This is a genomic window from Streptomyces sp. NPDC102259 (genome assembly GCF_044766465.1).
Lineage (GTDB): Bacteria > Actinomycetota > Actinomycetes > Streptomycetales > Streptomycetaceae > Streptomyces.
This window is the reverse complement of record NZ_JBIWMA010000026.1, coordinates 1-15012: the sequence shown is the minus strand read 5'-3', so window position 1 is coordinate 15012 and position 15012 is coordinate 1. Positions and strand designations below refer to the sequence as shown.

14 protein-coding genes and 1 pseudogene are annotated in these 15012 nt (G+C 71.3%); 6 read left to right on the top strand and 9 right to left on the bottom strand.

The features are described from left to right. The first annotated feature begins 304 nt into the window (after positions 1 to 304). Entirely contained in the window at positions 305 to 2470 is a 2166-nt protein-coding gene (locus tag ACIRPU_RS37075) for an FUSC family protein (protein WP_403875318.1), read from the top strand. Positions 2471 to 2526: 56 nt separating this feature from the next. Here the strand turns inward: ACIRPU_RS37075 and ACIRPU_RS37070 are convergent, their stop codons facing one another. Continuing rightward, a complete protein-coding gene (locus ACIRPU_RS37070) occupies positions 2527 to 3849 on the bottom strand; it encodes a cytochrome P450 (RefSeq protein WP_403875316.1) in 1323 nt (440 codons plus the stop codon). Positions 3850 to 4079: 230 nt separating this feature from the next. Here ACIRPU_RS37070 and ACIRPU_RS37065 point away from each other — a divergent pair, with 230 nt between their 5' ends. From ACIRPU_RS37065 to ACIRPU_RS37055, 3 genes are all read left to right on the top strand, one after another. Then, positions 4080 to 4481, top strand: a complete 402-nt coding sequence (locus tag ACIRPU_RS37065; RefSeq protein WP_403875313.1) for a DUF6153 family protein — start codon at positions 4080 to 4082, stop codon at positions 4479 to 4481. Positions 4482 to 4571: 90 nt separating this feature from the next. Then, positions 4572 to 5243, top strand: coding sequence for a DUF305 domain-containing protein (locus tag ACIRPU_RS37060; RefSeq protein WP_403875310.1), 672 nt, complete (start codon positions 4572 to 4574; stop codon positions 5241 to 5243). Positions 5244 to 5417: 174 nt separating this feature from the next. Beyond that, positions 5418 to 5954 carry a GNAT family N-acetyltransferase gene (locus tag ACIRPU_RS37055; protein ID WP_403875308.1) on the top strand — a complete coding sequence of 179 codons (537 nt, stop codon included), beginning with the start codon at positions 5418 to 5420 and terminating at the stop codon, positions 5952 to 5954. 4 nt (positions 5955 to 5958) lie between these two features. Here ACIRPU_RS37055 and ACIRPU_RS37050 read toward each other — a convergent pair whose 3' ends face one another. The 3 genes and pseudogenes from ACIRPU_RS37050 to ACIRPU_RS37040 all read right to left on the bottom strand — a co-directional run bounded on the left by ACIRPU_RS37050 (position 5959) and on the right by ACIRPU_RS37040 (position 7693). Beyond that, complete coding sequence (locus ACIRPU_RS37050; protein WP_403875305.1) at positions 5959 to 6753, bottom strand: class I SAM-dependent methyltransferase; 795 nt, start codon at positions 6751 to 6753, stop codon at positions 5959 to 5961. A gap of 73 nt (positions 6754 to 6826) precedes the next feature. Continuing rightward, positions 6827 to 6948: pseudogene (locus tag ACIRPU_RS37045) on the bottom strand (RidA family protein); the annotation flags it as partial. 46 nt (positions 6949 to 6994) lie between these two features. Next, the gene (locus ACIRPU_RS37040) at positions 6995 to 7693 is read right to left on the bottom strand and encodes an SDR family NAD(P)-dependent oxidoreductase (RefSeq protein ID WP_384111159.1); all 699 of its coding nucleotides are present in this window, start codon (positions 7691 to 7693) and stop codon (positions 6995 to 6997) included. A 123-nt stretch (positions 7694 to 7816) separates the two neighbouring features. Between ACIRPU_RS37040 and ACIRPU_RS37035 the strand changes: the two genes are divergently transcribed. Continuing rightward, entirely contained in the window at positions 7817 to 8689 is an 873-nt protein-coding gene (locus tag ACIRPU_RS37035) for a helix-turn-helix transcriptional regulator (protein WP_403875301.1), read from the top strand. A 171-nt stretch (positions 8690 to 8860) separates the two neighbouring features. Here ACIRPU_RS37035 and gap read toward each other — a convergent pair whose 3' ends face one another. The 5 genes from gap to ACIRPU_RS37010 all read right to left on the bottom strand — a co-directional run bounded on the left by gap (position 8861) and on the right by ACIRPU_RS37010 (position 14099). Further along, complete coding sequence (gene gap, locus ACIRPU_RS37030; protein ID WP_403875298.1) at positions 8861 to 9859, bottom strand: type I glyceraldehyde-3-phosphate dehydrogenase; 999 nt, start codon at positions 9857 to 9859, stop codon at positions 8861 to 8863. 255 nt (positions 9860 to 10114) lie between these two features. Next, on the bottom strand, positions 10115 to 11071 hold the full coding sequence (locus tag ACIRPU_RS37025) for a GlxA family transcriptional regulator (protein WP_403875295.1): 957 nt from the start codon (positions 11069 to 11071) through the stop codon (positions 10115 to 10117). A gap of 1456 nt (positions 11072 to 12527) precedes the next feature. Beyond that, positions 12528 to 12950: an arsenate reductase ArsC gene (locus ACIRPU_RS37020; RefSeq protein WP_403875293.1), complete on the bottom strand. Its 423-nt coding sequence runs from the start codon at positions 12948 to 12950 to the stop codon at positions 12528 to 12530. 28 nt (positions 12951 to 12978) lie between these two features. Beyond that, on the bottom strand, positions 12979 to 13722 hold the full coding sequence (locus ACIRPU_RS37015) for an aquaporin (protein ID WP_403875291.1): 744 nt from the start codon (positions 13720 to 13722) through the stop codon (positions 12979 to 12981). After that, entirely contained in the window at positions 13719 to 14099 is a 381-nt protein-coding gene (locus tag ACIRPU_RS37010; RefSeq protein WP_403875289.1) for an ArsR/SmtB family transcription factor, read from the bottom strand. Before ACIRPU_RS37010 ends, ACIRPU_RS37015 begins: the two co-directional genes overlap by 4 nt. Positions 14100 to 14179: 80 nt before the next feature. On the opposite strand from ACIRPU_RS37010, the gene ACIRPU_RS37005 reads away from it, so the two are divergent. Further along, entirely contained in the window at positions 14180 to 14650 is a 471-nt protein-coding gene (locus ACIRPU_RS37005) for an ArsI/CadI family heavy metal resistance metalloenzyme (RefSeq protein WP_403875287.1), read from the top strand. The last annotated feature ends 362 nt before the right edge of the window (positions 14651 to 15012 follow it).

The following is a 15012-nucleotide window of genomic DNA, read 5'->3' as shown; positions in this document are numbered from 1 at the left end:
TTCCCTTCCTCGGGTCCTCGGGCTCCCTCCCGCATACCCCGGAGCGGGGCGGTCGATCTCCCCCGTCTTGGGGAAGCTCTTGGAAGCCCGCCCCCTGCGGCCTCGGGCTGGGCCGGGCCGGGCCGAGCACAGCTCGGGCCCCGCTTGCGCCGCCCGCGCGCCCGTACGCGTAGCCCTCGCGAGACCGCGATCAGCACCGGTGCGTGCGGCACCACCGGGCCCGCGCCCGCCTGCGTGACCACCCGACCCGCGCGACACTGAAAGCCGCGGATGATCCTCAGGTGGCGCGCGGAGAGGAGCGTTGATGCCCAAGCGGCCGTCGCTCGCCGAATCCGTCCGGGCCGGCCGGCGTGCGACGCGCGTCTCGGTCGCCGCGGCGGCCGGGTTCTATCCGGCGGCGTATCTCCTCGATCAGCCCGTGACCGCTGTCTACGCCCTGTTCACGCCCATCGCGTTCGGCGTCCTCTCGCCGGTGCCGGGGTCCGGACGCCGACGCGCCGCGACCGTGCTGCGTGCCCTGCCGGCCGCCGCCGTCCTCACCGCCGCCGGCACGGCCCTCGCCGTGCAGACCTGGTCGGCCGTGGCAGGCATGCTGATCGTCGGCTTCGTCCTGATGTTCGGCTCGGTGTGCGGCCCGCGGCTGGCCGGCACCGTCCCCGGGCTTCAGCTCTTCTACATCCTCGCCTGCTTCCCGCCCTTCGCCCCGGAGACGCTGCCCCAACGGCTGACCGGCGTCGCCGTCGGCGGGGTGTGTCTCGTCCTGTGCGAGGTGGCGGTGCTCCCGGACCCGCCGGATCCGTCGTACCGCGACCGGATCGCCGACACGCTGGACCTCGCGGTCCACGCCACCCGCTCCCTGGTCCATACCGACGGCCCGGAACCCGGGCTGGCCGGACGGCTGAGGGCGGCCGGCCGGGGCCTGCGTTTCTCGCAGCAGCCCGCCGGCGCCCGCCCGACCGGAGCGGGCAGGACGGACCGCGCGCTCGCCCAGGCGGGGTCTGCCGCCCGGCGGCTCGTCGACCAGTTGGCCGTCCTCACCGAGATGCGTCACGCGCCCTCGGACATGGCCTCGCAGAACCTGCTGCGCGGCACCGCGGCGGCCTGCGCGGGAACGGCCGGCGCGCTGCGCCGATCGGGCCCCGCGGCGGGGCCCGAGCTGATCGAGGAGATGATCGCCCAGTTCCTCGCCGCACGCGACGGCGACCCCACCGAGCGCGTCGCCCGCCCGCACGAGGTGCTGCTGCGGCAGTCGACGGTGCTGACGATCGCGATCTCCGCCGTGACCGTGCGCACCGCCGTCGCCCTGGCGCTCGGCGGCCGTCACCCGGTGCACGGCCTGCCCCGGGAGCAGTTCTGGTACGCGCGGACGCCCACGGCCCGCCTGTTCAGCCTCCGCCTCACCGGCAACCTGACGCGGCGCTCCGTCGTCTTCCAGAACGCGCTGCGCAGCGCGTGCGGTCTCGCACTCGCCCGTTTGGTGGCGGGCTCACTCGACCTGTCGCACGGCTTCTGGGTGCTGCTGACCGTACTGACCCTCGGGCGGACCACGGCGGTGGCCACCTGGTCCGCCGTCCGCGCGGCCGTCATGGGCACACTGGCCGGTGCGCTCGCCGCCGGTCTGCTCCTCATCGGGGCGGGCCAGGCCACCGAGGTGTACGCGTACCTGCTCGTGCCGATGATGCTGATCGCTTTCGCGGTGGGACCCCTGGAAGGACCGGCCTGGGCGCAGGGACTGTTCACCCTGGTCGTCTCCACGGCGTTCGCGCAGATCGAACCCGTGACGTGGCGGCTCGCGGAGATGCGTGTCGTGGACGTGCTGACGGGGAGCGCGGTCGGGCTGCTGTGCGGTGTGCTCGCCTGGCCTTTCGGGGCCCGCGCCGAGACGCGGCGCAGCATGGCGTCACTGCTCCGGGCCGCCGCGCCCTTGGTACGGGCCACCACCGCCGCCGCGACCGGCGACGGGGCGGCCGACCTCGGCGACACGACCCGTCAGGGCGTCCGGCTGACCCTGCACCGGCTTCGCATCGCGGAGGGCTCGTACGCGCAGTACCGCACCGAGCCCTCCGCCCCTGCCCGCGCATCCGAACCCGACTACCTCGCCGCCCTCAACTTCGGTTCCCGGGTCCTGGTCGGCGCCTACTGGCTGCCCCGGACGGACCGTCCGCCCGAGCTGCCTCCCGCCGCGCTGAACTGGGCCCGGCACATCAGCGAGGAGGCCGAAACAGCCATCGTCCGGGCGGCCGAATTCCCCCCGGGCGGCATCCATGTCCCATTGACGCCGCCCCCGTCCTCGCTGTCCGAGTCACCGCCACGGGTCCAGTCCCTCCTGACCGACATCGAGGTATGGCTCAACGCGCTCGCGACGGACCTCACAACCAGCGCCGGCACCAGTAGCAGTACCGGCACCGGCCCGAACGCCAACGTCAACGCCAACACCGGCCGACGGGCGACCCGGACGACCACCTGTTGAACAACCGCCGGGCGGAGACGCTCCGTGGCGGAGGGACCGTCCTCGACCCGCGTGGCCTAGGAGACCAAGGTCGCGACGGTCGGGCCGTCGGGGCGGACTGTCATGCCGTACGCCGCCTTGGTGGGGGTGTCGGAGAAGGCCAGGGTGTGGACCGGCAGCAGGTGTTCGAGCAGGACGGTCGACTCGCGGAGCGCGAACTGCACTCCGAGGCACGCACGGGGACCGACCCCGAAGGGGAAGTAGGCGCCCAGGTGCGCAGGCCGACCGCCCGGGGTGACGAACCTCCGGGGATCGAAGCGCTCCGGGTCCGGCCACAGTTCGGGATCGCGGTGCGTGAGGTACGGGCAGACGAGGATGTCGGTGCCCGCCTCGACGGTGTGGCCGGTGAGGATGTCGTCCTCGACGGCGTGGCGGGGCAGGATCCACGCGGACGGATAGAGCCGGAGCGTTTCGTGGATCAGGGCCTGGATGGCCTGGCGGCGTTGCGATGAGCCTTCGCCACCGGCGGCGAGAGCCTCTTCGCGGGCGGCCGGGTACTGGTCGAGGAGCAGATACTGCCAGGTCAGAGTGGTCGCGGTGGTCTCGTGCCCGGCCGCGAGCAGCGTGACCAGCTCGTCACGGATCAGCTGGTCGGTGTACTCGGGATGGTCGGTGGCGGCGTCGGTCAGGACGCGCAGAAGGCCCGGGCCGTCCGGGCCGGCCGCCCCGTTTCGGGCGGCCTCGATGGCGTGCCGGGCGACCGCGTCGATCCGGGCGAGATCGGCGGCGACGGCGTCCCTGGCGTCCGAGGTATCGGCGGGCAGCGTCGGGAGGGCGGCCGTCACGGCTGCCACGGCGTCCAGTTCGTGCTCGGTCCCGTCGTCGAGGGGGTGCCCGGTGAGAGAGCGCCAGATGGCGTCCAGGGCGAAGCGGCGCATCTCCCGCCCGACATCGACGCTCTGCCCGGTTCGGGCGTATCCGGCCCAGCGCTCGGCGGTGGTCCGGGCGGCCTCGGTGATCCGCTCTTCGTAGCGGCGCATCCCGGTACCGGTGAACTGGGACTGCAACAAGCGGCGTTGGCCCTTCCACGCCGTGCCGGTGGCGGCCAGGACCCCGTCGCCGATCAGCAGACGGGCGCGGTGGGAGCGCTTGACGTACCGCTCCGGGTACCGGGCGAGCACGTGCTGGACCGCGGACGGGTCGGTGACGAGCACGGTGGGAGTCGGCCCGAGCCGGAACGCGGCGACGCCGCCGAACCGCTCACGTACCTGGGCCAGCAACTCGACCAGCTCGCCTCTCTCCGAGCGCCACCGCTCCACGAGTTTGGGCTCGGCTTCGGGGACCGGCCGCCCCGTTCCGGAATCGACCGACAGAGAGCCGTGACCGGCTTCGGATTCCATGATTCTTCTCCTGGTCAACCGCTGTGCTGGGCCGCGCGACGGAGCACTGACGCTGTGCGGACTGTACGGGATCGGACACCATCGGTGACAGCGCCCCGGTCGGCCCGATCAGCCCGGCCGGCCTGATCAGCCCGATCACGGTGAACACGACCACAGCCGTACCCGTACCCCATGACGGACAGACACCACCGATGAGCCCGGTTCACAGGGTCCGCCTAGGATGATCCCCGATGAAGAGTCGTGAGCAGCAGCCCCTTTCGCGACCGCCCGTGCGGCGGTGGCGGGCGCTGCTCGTGCTCGGACTGCTCGCCGGGCTACTGGCGATGCACGCTCTGGCCCCCGGCGGCACCGTCCACGAACATGCCGAACCACACCACGTGTCGGCGGTCGTGGTCAGCGCTCATGACGACTGCGCGGGGCATGGCGGGGACTGCGGCGGAGGACACCTCCATCACGCCGACCCGACCTGCGTGGCCGCCGCGGTGAGCGGCGCGCCGGCCCTGCCCGCGCTCGTTCCCGACCCGGTGACCGCCCCCGTACGCGCCGAGGCTGCCCGCTCGTACATGGCCGAGTCCCCGGACAGCGCACGCGCGCCACCCTCCCTGTCGGAACTCCAACTCCTGCGGATCTAGACACGCGCGGCACCACGTCACCAGTACGGCGACGCGGTGCGCCTCCCCACGTCCAGATCCCTTTTCGCACAGCACAGCAGGAGTTTCCGCATGCGCAACACCCGTACCCTGAACACCCGTACCCTGACCGGCCGCGCCGCGATGGCGGCCGCGTTCGTCACCGCCGCGCTCGTCCTCGCCGCATGCGGCAACGACGACAGCAGCAGCACCGGACAGGCGGGCGGTCACAGCTCCGCTTCGTCGTCGGCGAGCGCCGACGCCACGGCCGGAGCGCACAACGCCCAGGACGTGTCCTTCGCGCAGGGCATGATCCCCCACCACCAGCAGGCCCTGGAGATGGCGGAACTCGCCGCCGACCGGGCCTCGTCCGACAAGGTCAAGGACCTCGCCTCGCGCATCGAAGGGGCGCAGGGCCCGGAGATCAAGACCCTCAGCGGCTGGCTGACGTCGTGGGGCGAGGACGTCCCGACGACGTCCGGCAGTGCGGCGGAGTCGATGCCCGGCATGGACCACTCGGCCGGGTCCGCGATGCCCGGCATGATGGACGGCTCGGACATGGACGAACTGGAGAAGTCATCCGGCGCGGACTTCGACACCATGTTCCTGACCATGATGATCGACCATCACAAGGGCGCCGTGGACATGGCCGCCGCAGAGAAGAACAAGGGCGAGTACGGCCCCGCCACGACCATGGCCGACGGCATCGTCACCACGCAGACGGCTGAGATCGCCGAGATGAACAAGCTCCTCGGCAAGAACTGACGAACAGGTGGAGGGGGCCGGGCCCCGGCGGGCCGGAGGCCGGTTTCCGCTCCGGCCCCCTCCACCCCGGCCCCGTCACCCGAAGACCTGGACGGCGCAGAGGGGAGCCCAGCGGACGGCCGGCTGCGCAGAACACCCTGGCGGGACCGTGGGCGGAGAGATCATCATGTGAGGATGCCTCAGCACCCATCCTCCGTAGCCCCGACCGCAGTGCGGCTCCTTCAGTACACGAGGGCGGAGCAGGACGAGATCCTCGGCGGCGGCGACGATCCCTTCGGTGTCGCCGCGACCGGTTTGAGGTGGCTGCCCAAAGAAGATCACTTCGGCGTCAGACAGGGCGACCGGCTGGTGGCACACGCGGGCCTGCTGCGGCTGTCCGTATCGGTCGACGACATCGAGACGCAGGTCGTGGGCGTCGGCGGAGTGGCCGTCGCCCCCGATGTGCGAGGCCAGGGGCTGGCCCGACTGGTGATCGCGGCGGCACTCGAGCACGCCCGCACGATGGGTCCTCGACACGCGCTTCTGTTCTGTCGGCCCCCGCTCGTGCCGCTGTACCAGCGCCTCGGGTGGCATCCGCTCGACGAAGACGTACGCGTCGAGCAACCCGAAAACCGCCCGGTGACCATGCCGTTGAGCACCATGGTGACGCCCCTGCACGACCACGCGCACTGGCCTTCGGGGGCGGTGCGCCTGTTCTCCCTCCCGATGTGACGGCCTACCGGCGTCGGCCCTGGACCGCCCAGGCGCGAGCGGTGAGCGCGATCGATCCGTCCGGCCGTGCGGGCACGGCCCCGCGGAGCGCATCACGCAACCGGTCCCGGGCCGCCGGAGCGAGGCCGGCGACGTAGTCGGGCGCGGGGCCCTGACCGCCGAGGAACGGCTCCCACAGATCCGCGAAGTCGGCGAAGACGGTGGGCACCTCGATCGGGGAGACCTCCCCGTCGTCAAGTCCCGCCTGCGTCCACAGCGTTCGCAGCCGTTCCGGTCGACACAGCGGGAACCTGCGGCCCTCGTCCAGCGCGGCGGCGGAGGGGTCCACCGAGATCGCGGCATCCCAGAAGCGCCGCAGGAGCGTCATTCCCTCGCCGTAGTCCCACACGTACGCCGCGACCAGTCCGCCCGGTCGCACCACCCGGGTCGCCTCGGTCACCGCCGCGCCCGGCGTGGGAAGGAAGTTGAGCGCCAGTCCGCTGACGACAACGTCGCACGCCTGGCCCCGTACCGGCAGCGCCAGTGCGTCCCCCTGTACACAGCACACCGGTGCGGCAGCAGTCTCACGGGCCGAGGCCACGAACCCCGCGGAGCGGTCCAGCGCGACCACGGCCGAGGGCCGGCAGCGGGCGGCCACCACTGCCGTCAGGGCTCCCGTCCCGCACCCCACGTCCAGCCAGCGCAGACCGTCTTCGCGGCCGAGCCAGTCCACGAACCCCTCCGCGACCGATCGGCTCCACCGACCCATGTACCGCTCGTAGGCGTCCCCGACCGCCCACATGTCACGCCGCTCCCGCATGCCTCCCACGATCCCCCAGCGGCTCGGCGACGGCCACGGACACGCGGTACCCAGCGGCAGCACCGAGCCGCGATCAGCGCGTACGTGTCACCCGCCGACGGGGCCCACGACCTGCTGTGACCTCGATCTCGATCTTCACGCGGGGATCGGCGAGGCCGCACCCAGGCATCGTGGCGCCGGTCGGACCTGGCCGAGCACCCAGCGGATCACGCACGCTCCCCCGGCCGACGTCCGCATGGGCTCAGTACACGTCGATCGGACCCGTGCGGTCGATGAAGCGTCCCGAGCCGGCGCCGGGCCCCTCGGTTGCGAGGCGGACGATCGCGTCGGTGCCCTCGGTGACGGACTGCGGGCCGCTGTGGCCGTTGAGATCGGTCGCCGTGTAGCCGGGATCGGCGGCGTTGACCCGGATGTCCTTCAGACCCTTGGCGTACTGCGTGGTCAACATGGTGAGGGCGGCCTTCGAGGCGGCGTAGAGAGGGGCGACGGCGGAGGACTCGATCCGTGACGGGTCATGGGTGAGGGCAAGCGATCCCATGCCGCTGCTGACGTTGACGACGACCGGGTCGGGCGACCGGCGCAGCAGCGGGAGGAAGGCGGTGGTCGTCCGGACCACGCCGAAGAGGTTGACGTCGAAGACGCCCAGAGCGTCCGCACCGGTCAGGTCGCCGGGATCACCGTGCGGACCGTGCACGCCGGCGTTGTTGATCAGAACGTCGAGTACGCCTTCGTGTGCGGCGACATCGGCCGCCGCGGCGGCGACGGAGGCGTCGTCGGTGACATCGATACGGACGAACCGCGCGCCCAGCGAGGCCGCGGCCGCCGCGCCCCGCTCCGGGTCACGGGCTCCCACGATCACGGTGTGACCGAGTTCGATGAGGCGGCGAGCGGTCTCGTGGCCGAGACCCTTGTTGGCTCCGGTGATGAACGTGGTGGTCATGGGTCGATCGTCCACACCGCGCCGGGGCCGGTCCAGGGACGCTTCGACCGTAGGAACGGCAGTACCACGATCACCGCGATCACGGTCGGGGAGGGAGGGGAGAGAATCGGGCAGGATGGTGGCATGGCGACGAAAGCGGAAGCGGGACTGGGCGCGACGATCCGTGCCTGGCGAGAGCGGCTGTCCCCGTCCACCGTGGGGCTGCCGTCGTCCCGGAGCCGCCGCGCGGCCGGGCTGCGTCGCGAAGAACTCGCCGAACGCGCCGGTGTGTCGGTCGACTACGTGGTGCGCCTGGAGCAGGGGCGGGCCACGGCCCCGTCGGCCCAGGTCGTCGCCTCTCTCGCCCGCGCTCTGCGACTGACCGTCCCCGAGCGCGACCACCTGTACCTCCTGGCCGGGCTGGTCCCGCCGCACGACGACCTGATCCGCGACGACATCCCGCCGGGCGTGCACCGCGTGCTGAACCGGCTCGGTGACGTCGCGGTCGCCGTGTTCGCCGCGGACTGGCAGATGATCTGGTGGAACCCCGGGTGGGCGGCGCTGCTCGGCGATCCCTCGACCACTCCGCCGGAAGGGCGCAACTTCGCCCGTGAGCGGTTCCCGGTCGGTTCCGACACCGCGCGCATCGCCTCCTGGCCGGTGGTCGTGGAGAACAGCGCCGACTCGGACCTCGCCATCGTGTCCGACCTGCGCCGCGCCACCGGTCGCTTCCCCGACGACGTACGCCTGGCCGAGCTGGTCCGTGCCCTCACCCTGGGCAGCCCGAGGTTCGCCCGGCTGTGGGCGAGCGGCGCGGTGGGCGCCCATCGCGAGGACCGCAAGACGATCGAGCATCCGGAGGTCGGGCCCGTCGAGGTGGACTGCGATGTGCTGACGGACGGCGAGTCGGACCTCAAGATCGTGATCCTGAGCGCGTTGCCCGGCAGTGCGCACGCGGCCAGGTTGAGAAAAGCGTTCGCCACCGGCATCGTCAGCGCGCCCACGCACATCTTCTGACCACCCACGAACGCACTCACGTACGTCCGCCTGCCGCCTGCCGCCGGCCCCCGGTCACCGGTCTCGCCTGCCCCCGGTCGCCGGTCGCGCCGGGAATCCGCCCGCCGACGTGACCGTCGCCCGTTCGCGGAGCGATCCGCGAACGGGCGACGGGACCGGCAGGGCCTGCGGTCAGCGCGCGGCGAGCAGTTCGAGGGTGTCGATCACACGGTGGGAGAAGCCCCACTCGTTGTCGTACCAGGCGACCACCTTGACGTGGCGGCCGTCGACGCGGGTGAGGGCCGAGTCGAAGATCGACGACGCCGGATTGCCGGTGATGTCGGACGACACGAGCGGGTCCTCCGAGTACTCGAGGACACCGGCGAGCGGGCCCTCGGCCGCGGTGCGGTACGCCGCCAGCACGTCCTCGCGCGTCACCTCGCGGGAGACGGTCGTGTTGAGCTCGACGATCGAACCCACCGGGACCGGCACCCGGATCGAGTCCCCCGACAGCTTGCCCTCGAGGTTCGGCAGCACGAGGCCGATCGCCTTGGCGGCGCCCGTCGTGGTCGGCACGATGTTGACGCCGGCGGCGCGGGCGCGGCGCGGGTCGCGGTGCGGACCGTCCTGGAGGTTCTGCTCCTGCGTGTAGGCGTGCACCGTCGTCATGAAGCCGTGCTCGATCCCGGCGAGCTCGTCGAGTACGGCGGCCAGCGGGGCGAGCGCGTTGGTCGTGCACGAGGCGTTCGAGACGATCGTGTGCAGCTCGGGGTCGTAGGCGCCGGTGTTGACGCCGTACGCGAGAGTGACATCCGCTCCGTCCGAGGGTGCGCTGACCAGGACCTTCTTCGCGCCCGCGTCGAGGTGGGCACGGGCAGCCTTCGCCGAGGTGAACCGGCCGGTCGCCTCCAGCACGATGTCTACCTCGAGCTCGGCCCACGGCAGTCGCGCCGGCTCGCGCTCGGCGAGCACCTTGATGCGACGGCCGTCGACGACGAGGACATCGCCGTCGACGCCGACCGGGCGGCCCAGTCGGCCGGCCGTCGAGTCGAAGGCGAGCAGTCGCGCGAGCGTGGCGGGTTCCGTGAGGTCGTTGACGGCGACGATCTCGAGGTCGCTGTCGCGCTGGAGGAGCGCGCGCAGCACGTTGCGTCCGATGCGGCCGAATCCGTTGACGGCGATGCGAGTCATGAGTGATGTCCCTTCGGTTCGCCACCAGCCTCGCGTGCACCGCGCGTCAGTGACCAGGGCGTGAGCGCCATGGTTCGAAAGGATCTCGCCACGCATGCCACGCATGCCACGCACCCACGCACGCCACGTACCCGGCCGGTGTTCGTCGCCGAGTCCGGCCGTGCGGCGAAGAAGACCGCCACATTGCGGGCCCCTTCGTGCAGGCCCCGCCCGTGCGGGCCCCTTCGCTCGCACCCCGCCCGTCCGGGGTACCGGCTACTCGCCCTTCGCGAAGGTGCGCCGGTATTCGCTCGGTGTGGTGCCGAGGATCTGCTGGAAATGCGTCCGCAGATTCGCCCCCGTACCCAGTCCGACGTCACCCGCGATCTGCTCGACGCTGCGCTCGGAGCGTTCGAGCAGCTCACGGGCCATGTCGATACGAGCGCGCATCACCCACTGCATGGGCGTGTACCCCGTGTCCTCGACGAAGCGCCGCGAGAAGGTGCGTTCCGAGACCGCGGCATGCCGGGCCAGCGTCTCCAGGGTGAGGGGCTCGTCGAGGCGGTGCAGCGCCCACTCGCGGGTGGCGGCGAACCGCTCACCCAGCGGCTCCGGCACGCTGCGCGGCACGTACTGCGCCTGACCGCCGCTGCGGTAGGGCGCGGCGACCAGGCGCCGGGCCGCGTGGTTCGAGGCGGCCACCCCGAGGTCGCGGCGCAGGACGTGCAGACACAGGTCGATCCCCGAGGCGGCGCCGGCCGACGTCAGCACACGGCCTTCGTCGACGAACAGGACGTTCTCGTCGACCTGGACCGACGGGTGCTTCGCCGCCAGCGCCCGGGTGTAGTGCCAGTGGGTCGTGGCGCGTCTGCCGTCGAGCAGGCCCGTGGCGGCGAGCGCGAAGGCCCCCGTCGAGATGGCGGCCAGCCGAGCGCCGCGGGCGTGTGCGGCCAGTAGCGCTTGCAGGACCTCCCGCGGCGGGTCGTCGAGGTCCGGAAAACGGTAGCCGGGAAGAAAGACGACGTCGGCCCACTCGACCGCGTCCAGGCCGTGGGCCACGTGATACGACAATCCGTCCCCGCCGGTCACCAGGCCGGGCGCCGCGCCACACACCCGCACCTCGTACGGCATGCTCGCGCGGGTCGCGAACACCTGCGCGGGGATGCCGACGTCAAGCGGCTTGGCGCCTTCGAGCACCAGGACGGCGACGCGTTGCAGACGGGAGGACGACACCCGGAACAGGGTACGGGGGTGCGAACGCACGACGGGCGTCGACTGCACGGTCAGGTCAAGAAGCCCGCGCCCGACTGACCCCCTGACCACCTGACCACCGGGCCGCCGGGCCGCCTACAGAGCCGTCCGAGTCTGCCTGACAAGGATGACCTGCGGCCGAGTTGCCCACCGCCTCACCAGGTGACGACGCTCCAGGTCACTCCTGTGCCCTGATCATGATTTGGCGCCGCCGCCGAGGCGAGACTTCCGTGAATGGTCAGTGGTCGCACCGGTGTTGGGCGAAGGACTGCGCTACGAAGGGCGACCGGCGTGCGGATGCGGCAAGGAGCCCGCACACCGTCCGCGGACGCGTGCCGAACTGCGGGTGCGTCGGATCGTTGCCGCGAGAGACGGACTGCCTCTGTCCGGACACTGTCCCGACCGGATCACCTGCCCCCGACGACCGACTGACCTCGCACGAACAGGCTCATGCCCTGCGCGAGCACGCCCTCCCGTCCTGGACAGCCATCCGACCTTTCCCAGGCCGGAGCCCAGTGCCGACTACGCGGCACGCATTGAGCGCCTGCCGGATCTGGCGGATCTGGCGGATCGGTTGTTCCGAGGCGAGCACTCCTGATATGCGGTAGCCACCTGAAACGTGGTTCTGTACCTTGCCCCCATGACCGACAACCGAAGAGGCAATGCCGCGTAGGCGTCCCTCAGCCCTGCGGGGCGACCTCCCTGTCCGCCCTCTGCGGCGGCGACGGTACCCATTCATAGATCGCCTTTCGGGGTCTTGCACGGCCGACCTGCGTCGGCTGGAACGGACACGATTCTGTCCCGAAGCCACGGAAGAGGCGTTCTGGCACTGGAAGGCCCTCGCCCATGGCCCTATCGGACAACTTGTAGACCCGCTCGCGGGTCCTGATTGCGGCGTCCCTCAATGCGGTTGCTACGGCGCCGGCGTCCGTGGGCACCTCGAAGCCGTGCTACACGCACTGCTCAGGAAGAGCGCGCGTGAGTTGCGCGCCCTCGTGTGGGCCCTCGACAGGAAGGTTCTGGCGAGGGCCAAGGTCATCCCGGCCGACAGCCTGGAAGTGCCTTGGTGGCTGGGCCAGTTCTAGGCCCCGGCGCGGCCGTCTCAGAGGGAGCGACAACTGCCGGATACCGGGCCTGCTGCGCGAGTGCGGGCTCGTCGCGCGCATCGCGCGACCCGGTATCGAGTCCGGCGAACGCCTCGGTCGGCCCCGCTGGAAGATCGAACGGTCGATCGCCTGGCTCTTCGGCAACCGCCGCCTCACCGTCCGATACGAACGAAAAGGCCCGCACTTCCTCGCCTTCCCCTCCTTCCCCGCCTTCCCCGCCTTCCTCGGCCTGGCCGCCGCCCTGACCTGCTACAACAAGCTCGCGAAACTCGCCCCGTGAGACACCCTCTTGAGCTGCACGATCTCAGCGATGCGGATCCCGTCGGCCGCGCTCACGGCTGGACCACCGGGGCGATCTCGTCGACCAGGCCGCGGATGCGCTTCTCGATCTCGTCGCGGATCGGGCGGACCGCGGCCACCCCCTGGCCGGCCGGGTCGGGGAGCTCCCAGTCGAGGTAGCGCTTGCCGGGGAAGACCGGGCAGGTGTCGCCGCATCCCATCGTGATCACGACGTCGGACGCCTGCACGGCCTCCACGGTGAGGACCTTGGGGACCTCGGTCGAGATGTCGATGCCCACCTCGGCCAAGGCCTCCACCACGGCGGGGTTCACGGTGTCGGCGGGAGCGGAGCCGGCAGAGCGCACCTGGACGCGGTCGCCCGCAAGGTGAGTGAGGAAGGCGGCGGCCATCTGCGAGCGGCCGGCGTTGTGGACACAGACGAACAGGACGGACGGGCGCTGGGCGGGAGTGGTCATAGCGGGTGTCTTTCTGGGGCGGGGCGGGTCAGGGGGTGGCGGGAGCGGCGAGTTCGGGTTCGCCCTGGACGGGGACGGCGCCGGTCCGGTCCGGTGCGGGGTGGGCGAATAGGGCGGCCACCAGGCCGAGGCCGACGACGGCACCGACGAGCTGGGCCACGATGAACGGGCCGACCGTGGCGGGTGCGATGCCAGCGAACGTGTCCGTGAAGGCGCGGCCGATGGTGACGGCCGGATTGGCGAACGACGTGGAGGACGTGAACCAGTACGCCGCACCGATGTAGGAGGCCACGGCGACGGGGGCGAGCTGGGCGCGGCCGGTGCGGGTGAGGCCGAAGATCAGCAGGATGAGACCGGCGGTCGCGACCAATTCCCCGAGCCAGAGGTGACCGGCGGAGCGGTCATGTGTGGACCACTGGACCAGCGGCTTGGCGAACATGGCGTCGGACAGGACGGCGCCCCCGATCGCCCCGGCCGTCTGGGCCGGGAGGTACGCGGCCAGGTCCCGGAGGGTCAGCCCGTCGGGGGTGCGGCGGCCGGTGAACCAGGCCGCGAGCGTCACCACGGGGTTGAAGTGCGCGCCGGAGACCGGCCCGAACAACGCGATGAGCGCGCCCAGGCCGAACACGGTGGCCAGCGAGTTGGCCAGCAGTTGCACCCCGACGTCGTCGGTCAGTTCGGTGGCCTGGATGCCGGAACCGACCACCACCGCGACCAGCGCGGCCGACCCGACCGCCTCAGCGAGGGCCCGGCGGCCGAGCGATGCGCTCACGCGGTCGCCTCAGCCGTCTGTGTCGTCGCCAGGAACGCGGACAACCGGTCCAAGGTGCCGGGAAGCACCCAGTAATAGACCCACGTCCCCCGACGCTCGCAGTCGATCAGACCCGCCTGCCGAAGCAACTTGAGATGATGCGAGATCGTCGGTTGCGAGAGGTTGAAGGCCGGGGTCAGGTCGCACACGCAGACTTCGCCGCCCGACCGCGAAGCGATCATCGACAGCAGCCGCAGTCGTACCGGGTCGCCCAGCGCCTTGAAGATCTTCGCCAGGTCGGCCGCCTGGACGTCATCCAAAGGGGCCGTCACCAGCCCCGGGCAGCAACCGGCGGACCCGTCGTCCTGCCCGATCACCACAAGTTCTTGCTTCGACATTCTTCTATGTTGACGTTTCTCGAAGCAAGGTGCAAGCTCTGTATCGACAGACATCAATTCAAGCAGATCGGAGCCATCCCATGTCCCGTGCCCAGCTCGCCCTGCGTGTCAGTGACCTCGAAGCCTCGGTCACCTTCTACTCCAAGCTCTTCGGCACCGAACCGGCCAAGCGGCGCGAGGGCTACGCCAACTTCGCCATCGCCGAACCCCCGCTCAAGCTCGTACTCATCGAGGGCGAGCCCGGCGAGGAGACCCGCCTGGACCACCTCGGCGTCGAGGTCGAGTCCACCGACCAGGTCAACGCCGCCACCACCCGACTCAAGGACGCCGGCCTGGCCACCTTCGAGGAGAACGACACCTCCTGCTGCTACGCACTCCAGGACAAGGTGTGGGTCCACGGCCCCGGCAAGGAGCCGTGGGAGGTCTACGTCGTCAAGGCCGACGCCGCGACCCTCGGCAAGAGCGCCGACCCCGACGCCACCGGCGACGGTTGCTGCACCGGCCAGGCCACCGACGAGACCCCGGCCGGTGTCGGGTGTTCCTGCGGCTGACCAGCCACGCTACGGGCGCGAGCGGGCAGTTGCCGTACAGCAGCAAAGCACAGCAACCAGCGTGACCGCAGTCGACCACCAACAGCCATCAACGGCCGACCGACCAGCCCACCAGACCCCGGTGACCTCCCAGCCGAGAGTTCGGGACGAAGAGGTCGTGGGCAAATCCCGCCACCCCGACACAGGTCAGCGATCCAGCGCACCTTCGGTGCGCGCCGGGGGCGTGGTAAATCCCGTGGGCTGCGCTGAGGTGCTTCTGTCCGCCCCGACATGGGCTGATGCCGGTCCGGGAAGCTGGAGGGGTTCGTTCCGGCCGAAGTCGATGTCTCTGTGATGCCGGTGAGCTCGCAGGTCAGCGTGAC